The organism is Methanothermobacter tenebrarum, from assembly GCF_023167465.1.
Classification (GTDB): Archaea; Methanobacteriota; Methanobacteria; order Methanobacteriales; family DSM-23052; genus Methanothermobacter_A; species Methanothermobacter_A tenebrarum.
Map to the genome: position 1 here is coordinate 890,231 of NZ_AP025698.1, position 19,600 is coordinate 909,830.

Here is a 19,600-nt window from a genome sequence, read left to right on the forward strand (position 1 = left end):
TCTGTTTACTGTGTATCTCTTTGTGCGCTGGTTGCGGCTATCGCACCCTCAGCACATGCTGTAATCCACTGATTCAAGCCACCTGTTATATCACCTGCTGCATAAACACCCTCTACACTCGTTCTCTGTTGTTTGTCAGTTATTATGTAACCGGCCTTGTCTAATTTGACTCCGAGGTCTTGTGCGAGTTTGTTTATTGGTTCTTCCCCTATCGCTATGAATATCCCATCAACCTTTATTGTTTCTGTTTGGCCGGTTTTTCTATTTTCTAGTACGGCCTTTTGGACTTTCCCTTTTCCCTTGATTTCTTTTAGGGTGGTGTTCCATATTATGGGGATTTTCAGTTTCTTTGCCCGGTCTTGTAGGTATTTTTGGGCTCTTAACTCGTCTCTCCTGTGCACTATCGAAGGCTTGCATCCGATCTGTTTTAGGAATATTGCCTCCTGGACTGCGCTGTTTCCCCCGCCGATTACTAGGATTTCCTTGCCTTTGTAGAGTGGTCCGTCGCATGTTGCACAGTATGATACTCCCCGGCCTAGGAATTCCTTTTCTCCCGGGATTTTTAGTCTTCTGTGTCGTGTGCCAGTGGCTAATATTATTGTCCGGGTTGTGTAGGTGTCTTTTTTTGTCTCTACTGTAAATTTCATGTTCTCTTTTTTGATTTTGATGACCTCTTCTAATTCTTTGAGTTCGACGAGTTTTGTTGCCTGTTTTTTTATTTTTTGTATGAGTTCTTGTCCTTGTATTTTTTCATAGCCGGGGTAGTTTTCCATTAATGGTACTTCTAGTCCTTTGCCACCTGCTATATTCTTTTCGAGTATGAGTGTTTTGCTCCCTTGTCTTCCAGCATATATACCGGCCGTTAACCCGGCTGGTCCGGCTCCTATTATTATTATGTCATACATCGGGTGTGGCTCCCGAAAATTTTATAAATATTTTTATAGATAGTATTGTATTGCTCCGATAGTGTAGTCCGGCCAATCATCTCGGCCTCTCGAGCCGAGGACCCGGGTTCAAATCCCGGTCGGAGCACTCATTTTGCGGCGTTGGTCCAGCCTGGTTAAGACACTGGCCCCCCAAGCCAGTGACCCGGGTTCAAATCCCGGACGCCGCATTTTATAATATTGCGAGTTCTCCGGCTGATGTTATTTCGAGTTTGTCCTGGGCTATGAATCCCATGTTCCTTAATTCTCGGATGTGGTTGTAGGTCATGCCACGGCTTATCCCAAGCTTCAGGGCTAAATTCTTTACTGAGGTTTCTCCCTTTTTGAGTTCTTCTAGTACTTTCTTTTTTGTTTTTGATATTCCAAAGCTTAGTATGGGCAAGTCTATTATTTCTCCTTCTTCTTCTGTTACGTAGGCTATTCTTTGGACGTCATTGTTCCTGGCGTAGCATCCAAATAATACTCCCAGTGCTTGTGTTTTTCTTCCGCCGCTTATGTTTACTACGACTTTTCTCCCGTTTGCTCTTTCTTCGTCTATGGTGTCTACCGTGTCCTTAGCTATCTGGACCACATCATAGAGGCTTGTTTCTTTTATCTTGACCTCTAGGAAGTTTCCTAGCGTGTCCTCTATGATCTTTTGTACTTGTTCTTTTTCTTTAGGTGGTTCTTCTTCCATTATTAATACGACTTTTTTGGGTGAGAATTGTGTTATGCAAATCATTACAGGTTCTATAGAATATACCGTGGATATTAGGGTTGTTTCCATCAATTACCAACTCCCTACTATTCGGCTACCCCCCTGGGGTGAAGATTCTTATTCTGTGTGGGGGGTTTCCTCCTTTTATTATTATAGGCGGATGGTTATTATATTACTTGCCTTTGTTCAATATTTAAATTTATTCCATAATAGAAAGGATTATTTAGATAATTATCAGATCCCAGTGTGGTGGTTTTTTGGTGGGTGAGTTTGAGGCTTGGACAAGTGATGATGGTCTCTTCCTTTATAGGCTACGGGTTTATGTACCTGATAGGCCCGGTTCCCTGGCTAGGATTGCTGGTTATTTCGCAGATCATGGTGTTAACATATCATATTTTTATTATAATCGGTCTGAGCATCCTAATCGTGTCATTGTCGAGGGGAAGTCTAGGGTGGATGTTCTCCACTATGATGATCTTGTCCAGGAAGGGTTCTTTAGGGAGTTATTTGAGGAAAACCTTGAGATCATGAAACTTGATAATATCCTTAAGGTTTCTGTTTATCTTGAGAATAAACCCGGGACCCTGGCAGATTTTGCAAGGGTACTAGGAGAGTATGGTGTCAACGTCACCTACATGGCCTATAATGAGCTGATATCAGAAAACAAGGCAGAGATGGCATTCTATGTCAAGGACTCCAAACAGATCCAGGAACTTGCCAGGAAATTAAACGAACTTGGTTATCACTACAATTTAGAGTACACAGGAGCCGATGAGGAGAAAACCAATATGATGATCGGCTTGAACCTTATTGAAAGGTTCTTTCTCAAACTTAGGGAACTCCTAGATGATGAGGAGGTTAATAAGGTGAAAGAGCTTGTTAACACTTCAAAGAGGCTATCCGATACTCTTATTGGTTTTAACCGGGAGGCTGGACGCAACCTGGAAGCCGGCCAAGTCCTCGGGAACATATTAGCCTTCGCAATATCATCCAGAAATCGCGTCGGTGAAAGATTCCATTATAGGAGGCTGCCCAGCCTGCCACTGGGTAAGGTATTATTACACGTTTTTAAACCCCCCACAGGTGGCAACATATACCTCCTAGAAGCTGATGAGCTTGTGATGATCGACGGCACCTATGGCATATACTACAACGACGTGAAAAAGATGCTAAAAGAAAATAACATTGACCCCTCACAGATAACTAGGATTTATCTCTCGCATGCTGATGCCGATCATGCCGGTCTTAGCGGATACTTCTATGAAGAGTATGGGACAAGGGTTTTCATGCACCCAGAAGCCAAGGATATCATAAGATTGGAGAATCGTGCAGCAGGCTCGAAAACACCCCTAATGGAACTTAACCATTATTTCACCATCCTCGTAAATCATTTTACAGAGTGCAAATTCCCCAAGGATTGGCAACCATACAAAACAAAAAAGAAGGCGAAGATAGGGGCATTCCCTACAATAGACCAGTTTAGTGTTGGTGATTTGGAGTTTAAGGTTTTGGAGAGTCTCGGGGGTCACGTGCCAGGGCAGGTATTCTTCCTATCAGAAGAAGCGGGGGTACTATTCAGTGGTGATTATCTACTCTATGTGCCAAGCTTGGGAGATGAGGAGAAAAAATTCCTAAACATTCCAAGGTTTCTTATGACAAGTACCAACGCAAATTCAATGCTATTCAAAGAAGAAATGGAGGCATTAAAAGAGGTTGGTGAGGGGATTGATAGGAATGGTTTGATTGTGTTACCGGGGCATGGTGATTACTATCCCATAAGACTGATCCTATAGACAACACCCATATCCTGAAGGGGGTTACTATCCTCCATAAGCCTATAGTGGAGGGTCTATTCTTTTTTGGACCAGCCTGCTTCTTCCATGGCCTTTAATGCTATTCTAGTGCTTGGGTCGTCGCCCCTTGCAACGCTTATCCCAACCTTTTCCCCTGTAGCTTCTATTATCTTGCCTATTGTTTTGTGTGTGAATCCTGGGCATAAGATTATGGAGTGGATTCCATCCCGGGCAAGTTCCTCACAAACTTCTAGTGCCTGGTTGTCATCTTTTACTAGGATACTTGTAAGTTCATATAGGCTTGTTTCAATTTTGCACCTGTCCTTTTTTGGGTTTGCATCTGGTACGTGTGCTATGAATGCTGTCCTAAATTTTTTGGTAGTCATAAATATAAGATAGGATAGAATAGTAATATATAATTTCTGGGGGTTTTGTTGTTGATACATTATAGGTTGGATGCGCCTGATAGGGTTAAGTGTTCAGTTTGTGGTGGCGTGGCTGTTGAGGTTGAGGAGGAGTATGCTGAGGGCGATTTTGTTGTGATAACCTATAAGTGTGGGGATTGTGGACATATAGAAAAGAGGCAGTATGGTAAGCCTACCAGCATAATCGATTAACTTCGTTATAGATAGATAAAACGAACAAAATTAGACATATACTATAGGGAGGGGATAATCATGAAAACAGAATATAAGACCATCTCCAAGAAAATAAAAGACAAACTAGGACTTGAAAGGTCCCCAGTAGCTGTTGAACTGGTACTCCGCGAGGAAAACCTGCCCAATGGCATTGAGAGGATAAGCGAACCGGCAAGACACTGTGAAATGGTAATGAGAGCAAGCAGAGGTGAAACCTTCTACGCACTCGCAGAAGACCAGGAATGCAAAGGAGGAGCAGGTGCCATCGGAGCCACAGAAATGCCAGAAAAAGTAAAAACCGGAGAATTTTATTATGAGTTGGGCAGATTTTCAAGCTTCCCAGCCGCCAAAAGAACATTAGACCTGATCCCAAAGATAGACCTCAAATTCCATGCCGTAGTCTACGCGCCACTAGAAAAGGTAGAATTCGACCCCGATGTTATATTAGTAGTCTGTAACCCAGCCCAAGCCCTCAAACTAGTCCAAGCCCTAGTCTACACCAAAGGTGGTAGAGTCAAGGGAGACTTTGCAGGTATACAATCAATCTGCGCAGATGCTGTCGCAGGACCATACATGCGAGGCGAAGCCAACATAACCCTAGCTTGCAGCGGATCAAGACAATACTCAGATATAAGAGAAGATGAACTTATAGTCGGTTTAACAGCTGAAAACATAGACTGTATAATAGAAGCACTCGAAGAAATAGCATAAAGGAGGGGGATGTTCTTGGTTAAAGTAACAGAAATACTGGATGAGGCACACGACTTGGCCGAAAAGATAAAAAAGTACCGGAGCGAAGCCGAAAGCGAGATCATAGCATGTTGGGTCTATGATGTCATACTCACAATGGAAAAATTGGCCAAGATCGTTGAAGAACTACAAGATAGAGTAGATTTACTCGAAGAGGAACTAGAAGGTAAAAAATTCTAGTTCCCAAATTTTATCTTTAGATAATCATCAAAGGTATTCAAGTTAATAAGTTCTATCTCATCTACAGGTCTTATAGCATACAAGCCTATACCATCTTCTACTAACCGCCAGAGTAATGGGTTGATATTACCCTTATATGATGGCAGATACTCTAACAGGAGTTTCCTGGGGGCTGCGAATGGCATCCCAAGACCCCTCGGATTGTCTAAGCGGCCAAAGGACCCCCTCCCAAGGATCGACACAGTATTATCTTCCAAGGCCTTGATTATCCTCTTGTAAGTTCTGGATGTGATTGTTGGCTGGTCTCCGGCAACGCAAAGACAAAAACGGCCCCTAGCATTCTCCACACCATTTAATAATGAACCTGTCAATGGTAGATCATCTTGATTCTCCACAATTTTAACATCTAAGCTACTGATTACAGGGATTATATTATCCTTCTGGTGTCCAACAACGACAATACACTCATCCACACCAGCCTCTAGAACATTACTTATGGTCTTTTCTATCACTGTCCTATCGTCTAATTTGAGCAGTAATTTATGTTTTGGTTTTAGGCCTCTTTTTTTCATGTCGGCCTTCATCCTTTCCCCTTTACCGGCTGCTGTTATAATCCCTGATACTCTCATGGTCTTTTCACATTGGTACTAGTCTGAGGATCTTGGCATGTATCACCATGCTTGGACCCGAACCTCTGGTCCACATGATTATCATTATAGGATATTTACCGTCATTGTATACTTTAACGTCTGTGGCTGGGTCGAAGCCATATATGAGTGCGAAGTATCCCCAGCTCATACCTGTGGGTGTGGGCAATCCTGCTTGTGCAACAGCATCCCTGAGGGCTCTTGCCGGTGGACACGTACCATGTGAAGCATAACCTCCAGGAGCCTTCGGGTCCCTGGATGAGGTGAACTGGACTGTATCTTTTCCGGGCGAACTCGTCCCGGGGGGTACTATAGTACCATTCCAGGCTTTTACGAATTCTTTTGCATTGTATTCCCTGGCTATATCATCATATTCGGGGTATGATTCAAGTTGGCTTGTGGCTTCTGCAACCTCCTCCACCCTATAATGGTGCATGTAGGCCATGATAGGGGCGCCCTCAGGGTATTCTTCCATGTACTTTTTTGTCCTTTCACCGAAGAACCTGGTTATGTCCTCTGGTGGTACTTCCAATCTCCCATCACTGAAATTAGACAGTGAAAAGTCTATAGCTATCCTATCACCCACCTTCGCTTCCTTATACCATTTTTCAAGTTCTGTTGCGTTTATATAATCAGAGGCCACATTACCTATCTCTTTAGGTGATAATCTCTTTATTGTCTTATTCTTCTCTACTATGACTATACCATCCTCTGTCTTAACCGCGTAAGTGTAGGGTGTCTTGTAAGCCCATATGAAGTTTGCTGGTGGTTGTACGACTAGTTTATCTCCTTTTATTGTTAGCATCCCTGGACCCTCAAATTCTGAGGCTCTCCCACCTGGCCCAACACCCTCTGTAATGTCCTTGATTGGTGTCATCATAGTCCCAGTAAGTAGGCCGTAGATGACCGCACCTATATCCCCGTCTTGTATGTTCTTTATCAGATAGTCTGGGTGTATGATCAGTGGTTCCTTCCTTATCCTTGCAGGGTCTGCTACTTGCATCTCAGCCACTACAGTACTCCCTATGGGTATCTTGCTTATCTCCTCAGGATCCTGTGGCGATGTCCTAGTGTGTAGATAATAGTCTAGTGGGGACATCACAACAACTATTAATATCAATAGGATTATCATGGTCCTAGGATCCCTTGAGGATGTCCTTAGCATATTTATAGCCTCCTTCTCCTATTATTAGGATGGTATCATCTTCTTCTGCATATTCTAGGGCTTTTTGGATGGCCTCCTCTACTTGTCTCCTGCTGGCTCCTAATGTTCCCTGTTTTATTTTTTCCCTACTAGACCTTATATGTATGATTTTTGCCCTTGTATGTTCTGATGCCTTCCTTGCATTATATGATGCTGGTATTATGATGTCTGCATTTGAGAGTATCCTTGCTATCTCCCTGTCACCTTCTATTCCACTCTCAGAGGCTATTGTATTAACTACTATGATTCTCCCGGGGGTTTCTTCCTTTACAAGTTGCATTATAGCCCTGACACCAGCCGGGTTATGGGCATAATCTAGGATTATCCGCGGCTCTTCCTTTATTATCTCATGTCTCCCAGCAGCCCCCTTGAAGGAGTTTATACCCCTGATAATATCATCAGGGTCGATGCCAAGGGTTAGGCTCGCGGCAGCGGCCGCAAGACTGTTATAGACATTGAAAAGGCCGCCTGTCTTGAGTTTTATTGTCTCCTCTGCTATGTTTAATTTGAACTTGTCCTTTTCCACTTGGGTGGCTTTAACTTCCAACTCTGGCCTCCTATAACCGCATGTACAATAATAGTCTCCAAGGTGGCCTAGGAACCTCCTCTTATATTTTAGGGTTTTGTTACAGTATGGACATTCCCGGTTTTCTGGGAATACTTCAAAGTGGGATTTGAGGGATTCTATACCATAGAATGTTATTCTGTCCCCGGGGAGGTTTTTGGCGAAACTTGCTACTATGGGGTCATCAGCGTTTAATATGATGTGCTGGGCGACGTCTATGATCTCTTTTTTACATTCTATGTATTTTGGGAAATCTTCTGGTGGCAGATGATCCCTTGAAATGTTTGTTATAATAGCTATTTTGACTTTGCTGTCTGTGGCTGCCCCTTTTATTTCACCTGGTTTTCCGAATGTTCCTATCTCGACTACTGCTATGTCACCTTCTAGTCTTGCCTGTAGAGCTGGTATGAATTCTGTGTTTCCTTGGATGTTAAGATGATGTTCAGGGACCCTATACCCTGCAACTCTTAGTATGTTTTTTAGGATTTGTGTTGTGGTGGTTTTGCCGTTGGTTCCTGTGACGCCCACGACCGGTTTTTTAACCTTGCAGGAGGCTATGATGTCCTGGACTGTTATGATCTTTTTGCCTTTTATGAGTTGGAGTATCCTCTCATTTTCTAGTAGACTTGGTGCTACCGCTATCTTATCAGCTTCTTTTATTATCTTGGGATTGTGGCCTCCAAGGTCTAATTTGATACCCTCTGCTTGGAAGATTCCGCGTAGGGGTGTTTGCTTGCGGATGTCTGATACTGTCACGGCATACTCTTTTGCTAGTATTCTGGCCATTAGGCTTCCTACCGTCCCACACCCCCCGAGTACTACTATCTTCTCCATTATCGGTTCTCCTTGTAATCTTCTATAGCCCTTTTTATGTCCATTTTAACGTTCTTGTAGGCGTTAACAACCCCCGGGCCCATGTGGATTATCGTATCCCCTTCCTCGGATTCTTCCAGGGCTTTTTTGATGGATTTGTAGACGTTTTCTACTATTATAGTCTTTGTGGGGTTCGCCCCCTCTGCTACTTCCCCGGCCGCCTTCCAGTCTATTTCTTCTGTTGTTTCATTCTTGGCGCTTACAATGAGCAGATCAGCCGCCCTTGCAAGTGTTTTACCTATCTTGAATTTATCCCTCACCGTTAATGTGTCGGGGTTGTCAAGGCTTATTATAAGCCTGCCATCAAATCCCAAGCCCTCGAATAACTTCTCCATACTCTCAGGGTTGTGGGCGGCGTCCATATAAACTTTAACACCATCAACTTCGTCTATGACCTCGAAACGTCCCCTTATACCCTTGAACTCGCCTATCCGCTCCTTTAGATAATCCATGTCAAAGCCTAGTATGAGTCCTGTTGTAATGGCCGCTAGTGCATTCTCCACATTGAATATCCCAGGAACCTGTAAGCTGACCCTTTCCTTGTATGGTCCAACATATACACGTTTAAAATCTCCACATTCACATTCTATGCTTTTACATTTTTCACATATGAGTGTGGGTATTCTCCCGGTTGTGAAGGTGAACTCTGACCCCATCAGACCCTTTAATTTGATTTTCTCGGCTTTAACATCAGCTGGTATGGGTTTTGTCACATAGCTTCTACCATGGAATTCAACCCGCCTTTCTCTGCCAATGCTATAGATTATATGAGGTGATCCTATCTCATCTGTGAATGTGTTTATTATAGGATCGTCCCCATTGAGTATGAGCAAGCCCCTCTCCTTGATAAGATCCTTGATAAGGAGGTTTCGCCTTATATAATCATCATAGTCCCTGAACTCATCAAGGTGATCTGGAGTGAGCGTGGTTATGATACCAGCACATAATTCTAGGCCCTGCGTCATCCTTATGGTACCATGAGGCAGTTCAAAAACTGCAAATTCGCCCTCACCCAATCTACCCTCCACCAGCAAATCAACTAAACCTTCAATGACAAGTGAATCCTCCAATGATGAAAAAGAGATTGTAGGGTGTTTCCCTTCTATGATATGTTTTATCATGTTTGTGGTTGTGGTTTTACCATCTGTGCCAGCCACCCCAACCATTGGGATGTTAATAAAAGAGTTGAGCATACTCCCAATCATAGAAGGCGTTATATATTCAATCTCCCTATTTTTTACTAATCTATAGATTATTGAATTTTTTGGGATGTTAGGTGAGATGAAGATGGCCTCAGCCCATTCTATCTCCCGGGGATGATGCCCCCCAAAATGGAACCTTATACCATCCTCGCGCATCCTTTCTATCCTCTTTCTGGCCTTTGAGGGTAATTCCTCGAATTCTTTGATTTCTGTGACTAGCACTTCATTGCCAAGGTGATGTAATAGTTTTGCAGCGGGCCTGCCAGCATTCCCCGCACCAACCACTAGTATTCTCTTATTCTTCATTGTCCCACCATTTTTTCTATATTTTCTTGGATCTTTATGATCTTTTCTTGTCCATTACCCCCTATGAGTATCCTATTGTATTCTCTGCTAAAGTCTTCCAATAATTTGATGAGTTCATCAGTGTCTTTTACAATTAAAACCTTTGAGGGCAGTTCCTTTGCACATTTTAGGGCGATATCTGTCGTATCTTCGAGGCCTGGGAATAATACCAGTATCCTGGGGGGTTTTTTGCCTATTTCTTGTAGTGTTTCGAATCTCCAGTTTTCGTTTCTTCTTGGGGTTCCGAGGAATATTATATCAAAAAGAGTTTCTTGTAGTATGGTTTTCATGGCTGAAGGATTGTCAATCTTTCCTATGATTATATTTGCCTTATTAAATTTATAAGTTTGTATACGCCCCCTTGGGGCTTCAAATTCTCCCAAGACGGAGTCTATTATACTCTTGGGCGTGCCAAGTAGTTGAGTTGCTTTCGCGGCCGCGCCGGCATTTAATTTGTTGAATTCTCCAAATAATCTGATTTGACCATCATATGGACCGTATAGTATTGACTTTGGGGTTTTTAATTGTAATGATAATGGGTCTTCTCTGTTGAGCAGGGCCCTTTTATCTTTTAGGAATCTTCTGAGGCTCTCTTTGTAGTTTTTGATGGTTTTATGGTGGTTCATGTGGTCTCTGCCTATGTTAGTTAAGATTACAAGGTCTAGGTTGAAGCATTGATCTGCGAAATCTAATGTCATGTCGCATATTTCCACGACTATAATGTCATACTTTTTCTCTGTGGCTTGTAATATGAGTTCTGTGTAACCTTGGAATCCTCCCCCAGCATTACCCCCTACTAGGACCTTCTTACCCCACTTTTCCAATATTTTTGTTATCATGAGGGCTGTTGTTGTTTTGCCATTGGTTCCTGTGACCCCTATTGTATATGTGTCCTTATAGTCCCCTATGATGTTACAGATTAGTTTGTCTTCTATTTCCTCTTTGAGTGGTGTGTTGTAGAGGCTTGGACTTAATGTTACAATGTCACATGCTTTTATTTTTTCCATGTCATGGAAGCCCAGGTCTACTTCAACATCCTCTAGACCCTCTAAATTCAGATTAGTGTTGATGTCGGTGGCGTATACTTTGTATCCACGTTTTCTAAGTGATTTCACGGCTTTTCTGCCTTCGACGCCTAATCCTATCACTGCGGCTTTCATTGTGACACCAATGAGAATATTTTTTTATCCGGTTTGAATTGTGGAGATCCCGGCATTTTTTTCTACTGTGAATGTATGGTCTGCTAGGTTTTCTAGTTCTTCTTCATGGGATACTATTATTATCTGTGAACATTCCAATTCTTCTAGTATTTCTCTGAATTTTAGGAGCTGTTCTTTGCTGAATCCGTCCGTTGGCTCGTCTAATATGAGCATGTCTGATTTTATTGTGGAGTATCTTTGAATAATGGTGTTTAGTGCTAGTCTATAGGCTAGTGCTACGCTTGTTTTTTCTCCTCCGCTGAGGTGTTCCAGTTCTTGTTCATAGCCTCCTTGTTCTATTATGGGTGTGAAGTTTTCATCTATCCTTACAGTTTTTTCGTTATCTTCTACGAGTTTTTGGAACCAGCGCTGGAAGTGGCTGTTGAATTCCTGGTTTATTTGTGTCATTACATGGGTTTCGATGTCGCTTAATGTTGGTATGAAGTATTCTTTGAGCCATTTAACATACTCTTTTAATTTTTTTATGGACCTTTTTATTCTTTCCCTTTCTTTTATTTGTTCTTCCAAGTCTTTGATTTCCTCTTTTATCCTTTTGAGCGATCCAATGTTCCTTTCACGTTCTCTTTCACATTCTCTTATCTTTTCCATGGCATGGTCGAGGCTGTTCTTTGTTTGGTCTCTTTTCTCTTCTATTTCATCCTTTTTCTCCAGTATTTTGTCTAATTTTTTGATTTCTTCCCTGATGGTTTCTATTTGGCCTGTTTTTTCCTTTATGATTTTTTTGTTTTCTTGGTATTCCATGTTCTTGGTTGGTTTTAGTTTTGTGATCATTTCCTGGTGATGCTTTATGGATGCTTTTATGTTGGCTATTTTTTCTTTCAGCGCGTCCCTTTCACCCTCTAAACTTTCTTTTTCTGTTTTGAGTCGTCTCATCTCATCTGGGATGGTTGATTTTGTGCTTATCCTCTCTTCCAGGCTCTTTTTCATCCTTTTTATCTCTTTTGTTTTTTCTTGGATCTTCTTTATTGTTTTATCGTTTTTTTGACGGTTTTGCTCCATATCTTCTAGTTTTTCTTTGAGGATTTCTAGTTCTCTTTTAGCGTTTTCGTATTCTCTTATTTTTTCTTTGAGGTTCTTGTTTTCTCTTATTCTTTTAGTGTATTCTTTTTTCATTTTTTCAAGTTCTCTTTTCTGCTTTTGTTTTTCTTTGAGTTTCTTTTTGATCTTGGATGGGTTGACTGGGGCTCCGCATGTTGGACAGGTTTTTTCTTCTTTTATTGAGGAGTAATCCTTTATCTTAGCGTTAACTTCCCCTATTTTTTCCTCTGCTATCCCCTTTTTTCTTTCATATTCCTCTATGATTTCTTCGATTTCTCTTAGACTCTTATTGGATGGTTTTTTAATCTCCTCTAGGCTTTTGATTCTTTTGATGGTCTTGGATTGCTCCTCTTTGATTTTTTTGTTGTCTTCTTGGATTTCCTGGAGTCTTTCTAGATGTTCATGCTCTTGTTTTTTCAAGTTTTCTAGTTGGTTTTTATCTAGTAGTATGCTCTCATAGTCTTCTCGTATACCCTCTATTCTATTTTCCACCCCTTCGAGGGCCTCCTCTATCGCTTTTAGTCTTTTTTCCTCTTCGAATTTCTCCTTTTTCTCTTCGTCCATTTCTAGGATGTGTCTTCTATATTCTTCCTCTATTTTCTCGTTTTTCTTCTCTGCTTCTTCTATCTGCTCACTTATAATGTTGATTTTCTCCATTAGACTCTTTTTCCTGTTCTCAGCGTCTTTGATGTTATCGTATCTTCTTTCAAGTTCTGCAAGATCATTCTCTATGATTTTCCTCTTCTCTTCCAGTTTTTTCTTCTCATCTTCTATTTTTTCAATTAAAAGCTTGTACTTGTCTATTTCACGTTTTCTATCATCCATCTTATCCTTTAACATTGGAAGGTCATGTACTCTCCCTTCAAGCCTATCAGCCTTTCTATCAATCCGAGCCGCCACCATATCAGCGTTAGTGGCGGCTATATTATAATCCTCCAATCCTAGAGCCCTTCTAATGGTTTCAAGCCTCTCTTTAGAATTCATACTTATTATCTTCTTCATCTCCTCCTGTGGCGTGAAAACAGCATACCTGTAAATGCGACTCTTTGCACGCGGATTCAAAGGCTCATTATACTTCAATATCCTGAGTATCGTATCCTTCATCTCCGTCGGGGGCAGGTTCATCCTACCATTCTCTGTCTCAATATAACACCTATCCTGGCTTATACTCCCATCACTCCTCCTAAGACTCCTATAACTAGTATAGGTTTTACCATCCACCTGGAATGTGAGGGAAACATAACCACTATTTGAACCCAGACGGAGCAAACCAGCCCCCCGCTGACCCCCCAGGCCGAAAAGGGCGAATTCAACCGCTAAGAGTAATGTTGTCTTACCAGAGCCTATATCCCCCTTAAAAAGTGTGACACCATCAGAAAAGCTGATCCTCGCCTCCCGGTAACTTCGAATATTCTTAAGTTCCAAGGATTTAAGGATCATAAAAGATCACCCAAAAATTTCTCAATTGACAATACCCTCAAAGCATCCTTGAACATCCCATCCTCGTAATCAACCTTCCGCTCATTTGGTTTCCTAGCCCGCCTCAAAACAGCTAAAAGTTCCATGGCAACATCAACATCACATTCCCTGAGAACATCCAAATTCTCCCTGTTCTCCCTGAAAAGGCTCTTTTCAACCTGTGGAACATCCTCCATCCTAACCCTTATCCGCCTCCTCTCACGGCGCCTGAGACCATGACGGTTTATATTAACATGTAAAGCACCCCTATCCACGAGCAAATCCCTTATCCTTATGGGGTCTATATCGGCCGTTTTACCCGATGAAAGCTCCCCCCTGATCTTCACCATAACAATCTTATCATCCACATCAGAAAATTGAAGATCGGAGATTATATCATCCATAGCCTCCTGGGAGCTTTTACCCGTAACATTATATTCAAAATAGGCATATTCAACAAGATCCAATGGCAGGAAACTCACATCCTGGACAGTATCATCAAATTCCACAATATAGAACCCCCGCTTTTTACCCTTAGCATTCGCTTCAAGATCAGTTGCATATGATCCAAACAATGGCCCAGGATAGACTATCCAACCATGATCTTCCACATGCTTTTCTATCTTTTCATGTAGATGGCCTCCTCCATAATAGTCAAAACCCCGGGGGAAGAGGCTCAATGGGATAGATTCCATCTCCGATAGATATGCCGGTTTAAATTCTGTTATGGCACTATGAAAAAGGAATATCTTAAACCCTTCCTCGGATTCTATGGAGGCCCTGTCAAGATATTTGAACTGTTCTATTTCCATGTTCATTTTACGGGCTGATATACCCGTAAGCTTAGCCCCAGTCACCGGATCCGAAGTAAAATCAAGGACATACCTATTTTCTTCCGGGCGGATTCTGTCAACCCTTTTTAATAAGCCTGCACTTTCAAGCACGTCGATCATTGATGTCCTAGTTGGACTGTAATCATGACTCCCATAACATGTATATACCGGTATTTCCTCCTCCTTCAAGCCCTTAAGTATTTTAGCAACTTCCTTGACAACTTCCATATTGGGTATGTTAGAATGGAACAGATCCCCTGATATTATGATAAAATCAACACCCCTCTTGCAAGATCTCTTGATGGCCCCCTTGAAACTTTCAACTTCTAGTCTTTTAAGTTCTGTGTATCTGTGGGCTCCAAGGTGGCAGTCTGCTAAATGGGCGAACTTGTACACGTATTTCACCTTACCAGTTCTTCGTAGGATAAGAGTGGGGGTTTATCCTCCCCTTTATTTACTTTTTCCTGGGCATGTTCTTCGAAGAGTGGTATTTTAATGGGTACTGCGAATTTCGTGAATATACTCGTCACTATAGCCTCCCCCCGGTCAAGGCTTGCTATTGTCCGATTATCATCTGAAAGATCCTGTGAAGCGCTTGCTATTATCTCAGCCCGCTCTTGTGACATTTCATTTCCTAGGATTATCTTCGTGTTCATATTCGCGAGTATAGTCCTGGGGATCAGGCTTACAAGTTGTGTTATGGCAACGAGTCCTATGTTGAATTTCCGACCTTCCCTTGCAACTGTACTGTAAATGTTGTGGCCTTGTTTTTCTATAACCTCTTTTCCAAGGACCCTTGGGGCTTCCTCTATAACTATACCGATTATGGGCTTCTCTTCTAGGGTGCCGTCTGCTTTGTATTTTTGGTATTTGTTGAATATTGCCCCGACGATTATGCTACCTACTAGTAGTTCTGCTTCGCCCATAAGCCTTGAAGTGTCTATTATAACGATTTCACCAGCTTCTAGGGATTGTATAACCTCTTTGATGGTTGAATCCCCAGCATCTGTCGTGAAAACACCCCCACGAGACTTTAATCGGCCATTCTCCTCGTAGATGCCTAGTATATTATCGAATTTCCTCTGCAGGACGCTGAGTGTGCTGGGACGCACCTTTTCCTTATCTCCTTCCTGGTCATCAACTCTTTCCCCTGTTATAATCTTCTGTATCCAATCTTCTCCGAATTTGTTATGGTAAAGTTTTATCGCATCCTCTTGGGCGCTTGTAAACTCGACTATGCCATCGAAATGTTCTGGTCTTATGGATTTAAGGTTTATGTTAAGGGAGTATGCCATGCCTTCAACTTTTGAAGCGTCGGGGGTGTAATATTTAAGTTTTTCTTGGTTGGGATGGTCCTTCAGTCCTAGTTCGTTTCTCCCATAGTATTCGTCGTGTGGGTCGAGGACTAGCATGCCTATGTTTTCTATGTCCATGAGTTCCCAGAGCATCACCTTTACTAGGTTGCTCTTGCCCCTACCTGTGGTGGCTGGTATAAGGATATGGTGTGGTATAGCTTCTCTGGCATTAACGTGTATCCTTGTTTTAAGTTCCTTTGAGCCGCTTCTCACATTACCCAAGTAGAGGGGGTCTTCTGTTTCCTTTTTTAAAAATTTGAGATCATCATCTCTTATACGTCTTACCTGATTGAAGAATCTTGGTAGTGTCTTGGGTAGTTGTGGTCTACCATCTTGTATTTGGAGTATGGTTTTGGCTTCTGCGATTATATAATTTCTAAGTTCCTCGTCTAGGAATTCTAGCTGGGAGCCGCTTTTTTCGAGTTGGATCCCCGAGGCGAGTTCTCTCATGATCTGTGGGACTTGTGAATTGTAGATCAGATCCTTTACTTGTAGGATGCTATAGTTATTATCGTCCTCTTCTGCAACTAGCAGGTCTCCAAGTTCTATCCTTGAACCGCTCCTTTCCCTTATAAAAACCTTTGAAGTTTCTCCTCCTATGATCTGTCCTATAATGTCGATCTTGGATTCCCCCCTATCTAGGCTTTTTATCCTTGATCATGGCTATCATGTTCAGTCTTTCATGGGCGTCAAGCGCCCTTATATGATATTTCAACTCTTCCAGTGTGTCCCCTGATAACCCTGATAATATACTTGTCTTGTATATGTTCACCTCATCCATACGTACCCTCGCGTTAAGGTCGGCGTCTATGAGACCATACGGGTAGCCTGGGAATGTAGCATCAACTGTATTCTCCCCAATGGCGGATATTATCTCGAGTTCGTCATCTTGATTGAGAAGGTCTAATCTGAAAATGTAATCTGAGAGTTCATGTAATTTAACAATCATTATCTTTATATTATATTCCTTCACCTTTTTAGTGGGCTTTGTAGGATAATACCATCTTTTATAATTGATATCCTTCGCCAATCTCCCAATGGAGGCTATTAGGGAATCCCCGGCTGGTGTGGGTAATGTGCACGTTTTTGAAAGGCCTGCGAGGTTAACCCCCATCCTATCAGCAGTTTCTAATATTCTGTGGAGGTATTTACGCTCTCCTTCGAATGATGTATCCAGTGAACCATCCTTCACGAGTATGTCACCCTCATCGAGTTCTTCTTCTATTATATGGGTGCTGAAGCTCCACTCCGCGAACCTTCGAGCCACTGAGAACATTCTACTTCGCTGGTAGAAATCTGGGGGTCCTGGGAGCGTTACTGTAAGATCCTCCTCCACTGGCAGATACTTTCTATGCTCTTCTAGGAGTGGGAATATCTTCACTTTACCTACTTGTCCATCCTCTGAATCATGGACACTAAGATAAGAGAAAAACTCTATCTTTTCAGGTACCCTGGAGGGTCTTTGACGTTTCTTACCCCTGAAAAGATTGAAATACACTCTATTTACTTGTAGGGAGAATCTTGGAGCCTCCAATATAGTGTTATTCCCGCCGTCGACGAACGCCATTAAACGGGGTTCAACATCATCCTTAAGGGGTTTGAAATAATCTCCATGAGAATTATAGACTTCATAATCCCCCAACTCCCCTATATTCTCTCTAACCTCTCTTTCAAGGGTTTTAATTACCTTTTCCAAGGCCCCCAATATTATAACCCCCCAGCTAATACGTGGGGTCTTATTCCTTTTCTATTATAACAGCCGTACCATAGGCTAAGATTTCTTGCATGACATTGGAGATGGAATCAGAATCAAAGCGTGCGCTTATAATAGCATTGGCTCCAAGTTCCCTCGCATGTTCTATCATACGATCAATAGCCTCTTGACGTGCATGTTCCATCATGGTAACATACTCTTTGATCTCCCCCCCAGCAATAGATCTTAAACCGGCCCCAACCTGGCCTCCCAGTCCTCTGCTCCTAACTGTAAGACCGTAAACGAGGCCTATGGTTTCAACGGCACGATATCCCGGGACATGATTTGAACTTACAACAATAATATCCTCGTATTTGCCGGGAGCCACTGGCTTCTCCTCTTCTAGGGGTTTTTCCTCGAGTTTGGTGCCGCATTCTTCGCAGAAATTGGCTTCAGGCCCATATTCTTTATTACAGTTTGGGCAATATTTGGCTGGTGCTCCTACCCCTTCCTCTGTGGGGGTTGAGGGTTCAACCGCGCCCTTTCTCCTTTTTTCTTCTAATCTTCTTCTCATTTCCTCGGTGGATACCATAATATTCACCCAGTTTATTTTTCTAATTTTCACTGTATATATGGGTAACTTGAATTTTCGGTTATCAGTGGAGTGTGCAATTTCTTAAATATTAGCTTGCTAGAAATGTTATCCTATGAGGCTTCGAAGGGCTCTTACATTATTTGATGTTGTGAACCTTGTAATCGGGACTATTGTCGGCGCTGATATTTATATAGTGGCTGCTGTTGGCGCGGGGACCCTTGGACCCGCATCTATATTATCCTGGTTTATAGCTGGGATTATGGCGATTATAATTGCACTTGTATTCGCCGAGTCTTCATCAGTGTTAGCCCGTGTAGGCGGACCCTATGCATATGCCCGGCATGTTTTCGGGGACTTTGTAGGGTTTCTTGTGGGCTGGTCCCTTTGGGTGTCATCCTGGGTGGCTATAGCGGTTTTTCCAGTTGCATTTGTTTCATATTTGCTTCATTTCATCGCCTTGGATCCTATTCTCCAGGCTCTTGTTAAGGTTGTTTTCATAGTCTCCTTAACCCTGGTAAATTATAGGAGTGTGAAGGTGGCTGGTAAGGTTAATGATGCTTTAACTGTTTTGAAGCTGGCTCCGCTTTTTATCTTTGCCCTTGCAGGTCTGGTTTATTTTCTAATGAAACCTGATATACTCATAGCCAATTATACGCCCTTCGCACCCTATGGCTTAAAGGGGCTGGGTAGTGTTGTTGTATTAGTCTTCTGGGCGTATGTGGGTTTTGAACTTGTAACAGTACCATCTGATGAGGTTGTAGACCCTGAGAGGACGATACCAAAGGCTATAATCCTTGGGATGATATTTATAATGTTCTTTTATCTTATAACAAATTTTGTCATATTAGGTGTTGTCCCCTGGAATCTCCTTGCAAGTAGCCAGGCGCCACTGGCACTCGCAGGTTACATGCTACTAGGATCCTCAGGGGCCCTGCTCATGACCCTAGGCGCCCTATTCTCAATATCAGGCTCGGAAGAAGCTGGTATACTCTCTACTGCGAGGATATTATATGCTATGGCCTCTGATGGTCTTCTTCCAGGGGTCTTTGCCAAAGTACATCAAAGGTATAGGACGCCCCATGTAAGTTTGGTTTTCCAAAACCTAACAGCCCTAGTGGCGGCGCTTTTAGGAACAGCCACACAACTTATTAGCGTATCTGTGTTCACCCTACTCTTCTGTTACATTCTAACCTGCATCTCATTACCCCTACTCAAAAAAGAAAGAACACCTATTAAGGCCATCCTAGGATTTCTTGCATGCCTTTATCTTATGGTCAACTGTCCATTTGACTCCATCCTCTGGGGCCTGCTTCTAACTTTTATTGGAATCCCATTATATTTGAAGTATGCAACCCATCAACCCGACATTTATGTGAGGAGAATAGCAAGACAACTACAAGAGAGTATACTGGCAAGAAGAGAGAAAAGATTCCTCGCAAGATTCCTAAGATCATTGTTCAATCTTATGAAAAAATTGAAATAATCCCGGAGCTTCCTCGATGCCACCATGAGAATCTCTTGGAACAAGATTTATATAGTATATAAAAGTATGGGTGATGATGGAGATGGT

General features: G+C 42.3%; 18 protein-coding genes, 2 tRNA genes and 1 pseudogene. 7 read left to right on the forward strand and 14 right to left on the reverse strand.

Going from position 1 to position 19,600, the window contains the following annotated elements; translation table 11 throughout:
* Positions 1–5: 5 nt before the first annotated feature.
* The gene (gene trxB / locus MTTB_RS04950) at positions 6–905 is read right to left on the reverse strand and encodes a thioredoxin-disulfide reductase (RefSeq protein WP_248563933.1); all 900 of its coding nucleotides are present in this window, start codon (positions 903–905) and stop codon (positions 6–8) included.
* A gap of 52 nt (positions 906–957) precedes the next feature.
* On the opposite strand from trxB, the gene MTTB_RS04955 reads away from it, so the two are divergent.
* Positions 958–1,032 (forward strand) — tRNA-Glu (locus MTTB_RS04955).
* 8 nt (positions 1,033–1,040) lie between these two features.
* A tRNA-Gly gene (locus MTTB_RS04960) sits at positions 1,041–1,114 on the forward strand.
* Between the two features lie 2 nt (positions 1,115–1,116).
* Here the strand turns inward: MTTB_RS04960 and csa3 are convergent.
* Positions 1,117–1,710 (reverse strand): CRISPR-associated CARF protein Csa3, encoded by a 594-nt coding sequence (csa3, locus tag MTTB_RS04965; protein ID WP_248563934.1) that lies wholly within the window; start codon positions 1,708–1,710, stop codon positions 1,117–1,119.
* A 191-nt stretch (positions 1,711–1,901) separates the two neighbouring features.
* On the opposite strand from csa3, the gene MTTB_RS04970 reads away from it, so the two are divergent.
* On the forward strand, positions 1,902–3,434 hold the full coding sequence (locus tag MTTB_RS04970; RefSeq protein ID WP_248563935.1) for an ACT domain-containing protein: 1,533 nt from the start codon (positions 1,902–1,904) through the stop codon (positions 3,432–3,434).
* A 56-nt stretch (positions 3,435–3,490) separates the two neighbouring features.
* Here the strand turns inward: MTTB_RS04970 and MTTB_RS04975 are convergent, their stop codons facing one another.
* Complete coding sequence (locus tag MTTB_RS04975; RefSeq protein ID WP_248563936.1) at positions 3,491–3,820, reverse strand: DUF6506 family protein; 330 nt, start codon at positions 3,818–3,820, stop codon at positions 3,491–3,493.
* A 48-nt stretch (positions 3,821–3,868) separates the two neighbouring features.
* Here MTTB_RS04975 and MTTB_RS04980 point away from each other — a divergent pair, with 48 nt between their 5' ends.
* From MTTB_RS04980 to MTTB_RS04990, 3 genes are read left to right on the forward strand one after another with little or no spacing between them, the layout of a single operon-like run.
* Positions 3,869–4,051 (forward strand): hypothetical protein, encoded by a 183-nt coding sequence (locus tag MTTB_RS04980; RefSeq protein WP_248563937.1) that lies wholly within the window; start codon positions 3,869–3,871, stop codon positions 4,049–4,051.
* Positions 4,052–4,111: 60 nt separating this feature from the next.
* Positions 4,112–4,783, forward strand: coding sequence for a DUF169 domain-containing protein (locus tag MTTB_RS04985; RefSeq protein WP_248563938.1), 672 nt, complete (start codon positions 4,112–4,114; stop codon positions 4,781–4,783).
* Between the two features lie 15 nt (positions 4,784–4,798).
* The gene (locus MTTB_RS04990) at positions 4,799–5,002 is read left to right on the forward strand and encodes a hypothetical protein (RefSeq protein WP_248563939.1); all 204 of its coding nucleotides are present in this window, start codon (positions 4,799–4,801) and stop codon (positions 5,000–5,002) included.
* Here the strand turns inward: MTTB_RS04990 and MTTB_RS04995 are convergent.
* The 11 genes and pseudogenes from MTTB_RS04995 to MTTB_RS08450 all read right to left on the reverse strand — a co-directional run.
* Entirely contained in the window at positions 4,999–5,631 is a 633-nt protein-coding gene (locus MTTB_RS04995; protein ID WP_248563940.1) for an Mfer334 family nucleotidyltransferase, read from the reverse strand. The genes MTTB_RS04990 and MTTB_RS04995 overlap by 4 nt on opposite strands.
* Positions 5,632–5,638: 7 nt before the next feature.
* Positions 5,639–6,814, reverse strand: coding sequence for an Mfer335 family protein (locus MTTB_RS05000; RefSeq protein WP_248563941.1), 1,176 nt, complete (start codon positions 6,812–6,814; stop codon positions 5,639–5,641).
* Positions 6,786–8,252: a Mur ligase family protein gene (locus MTTB_RS05005; protein ID WP_248563942.1), complete on the reverse strand. Its 1,467-nt coding sequence runs from the start codon at positions 8,250–8,252 to the stop codon at positions 6,786–6,788. The genes MTTB_RS05000 and MTTB_RS05005 overlap by 29 nt, the downstream gene beginning before the upstream one ends.
* Complete coding sequence (locus MTTB_RS05010) at positions 8,252–9,799, reverse strand: Mur ligase family protein (RefSeq protein ID WP_248563943.1); 1,548 nt, start codon at positions 9,797–9,799, stop codon at positions 8,252–8,254. Before MTTB_RS05010 ends, MTTB_RS05005 begins: the two co-directional genes overlap by 1 nt.
* Positions 9,796–10,998 carry a pseudomurein biosynthesis peptide ligase pMurD2 gene (gene murD2 / locus MTTB_RS05015; RefSeq protein ID WP_248563944.1) on the reverse strand — a complete coding sequence of 401 codons (1,203 nt, stop codon included), beginning with the start codon at positions 10,996–10,998 and terminating at the stop codon, positions 9,796–9,798. Before murD2 ends, MTTB_RS05010 begins: the two co-directional genes overlap by 4 nt.
* Before the next feature lie 24 nt (positions 10,999–11,022).
* Positions 11,023–13,536 carry an AAA family ATPase gene (locus MTTB_RS05020; RefSeq protein ID WP_248563945.1) on the reverse strand — a complete coding sequence of 838 codons (2,514 nt, stop codon included), beginning with the start codon at positions 13,534–13,536 and terminating at the stop codon, positions 11,023–11,025.
* The gene (locus MTTB_RS05025) at positions 13,533–14,783 is read right to left on the reverse strand and encodes a DNA repair exonuclease (protein WP_248563946.1); all 1,251 of its coding nucleotides are present in this window, start codon (positions 14,781–14,783) and stop codon (positions 13,533–13,535) included. The genes MTTB_RS05020 and MTTB_RS05025 overlap by 4 nt, the downstream gene beginning before the upstream one ends.
* Before the next feature lie 5 nt (positions 14,784–14,788).
* Positions 14,789–16,192 (reverse strand): ATP-binding protein, encoded by a 1,404-nt coding sequence (locus tag MTTB_RS05030; protein ID WP_248563947.1) that lies wholly within the window; start codon positions 16,190–16,192, stop codon positions 14,789–14,791.
* A gap of 184 nt (positions 16,193–16,376) precedes the next feature.
* A complete protein-coding gene (locus tag MTTB_RS05035) occupies positions 16,377–17,438 on the reverse strand; it encodes a DNA double-strand break repair nuclease NurA (RefSeq protein WP_248563948.1) in 1,062 nt (353 codons plus the stop codon).
* A 40-nt stretch (positions 17,439–17,478) separates the two neighbouring features.
* Positions 17,479–17,799: a heavy metal-binding domain-containing protein gene (locus MTTB_RS05040; RefSeq protein ID WP_428343377.1), complete on the reverse strand. Its 321-nt coding sequence runs from the start codon at positions 17,797–17,799 to the stop codon at positions 17,479–17,481.
* 60 nt (positions 17,800–17,859) lie between these two features.
* Positions 17,860–18,027 (reverse strand): annotated as a pseudogene (locus MTTB_RS08450) (zinc-ribbon domain-containing protein); the annotation flags it as partial.
* A 115-nt stretch (positions 18,028–18,142) separates the two neighbouring features.
* On the opposite strand from MTTB_RS08450, the gene MTTB_RS05045 reads away from it, so the two are divergent.
* Positions 18,143–19,513 (forward strand): APC family permease, encoded by a 1,371-nt coding sequence (locus tag MTTB_RS05045; protein WP_248563949.1) that lies wholly within the window; start codon positions 18,143–18,145, stop codon positions 19,511–19,513.
* Positions 19,514–19,600: the final 87 nt, after the last annotated feature.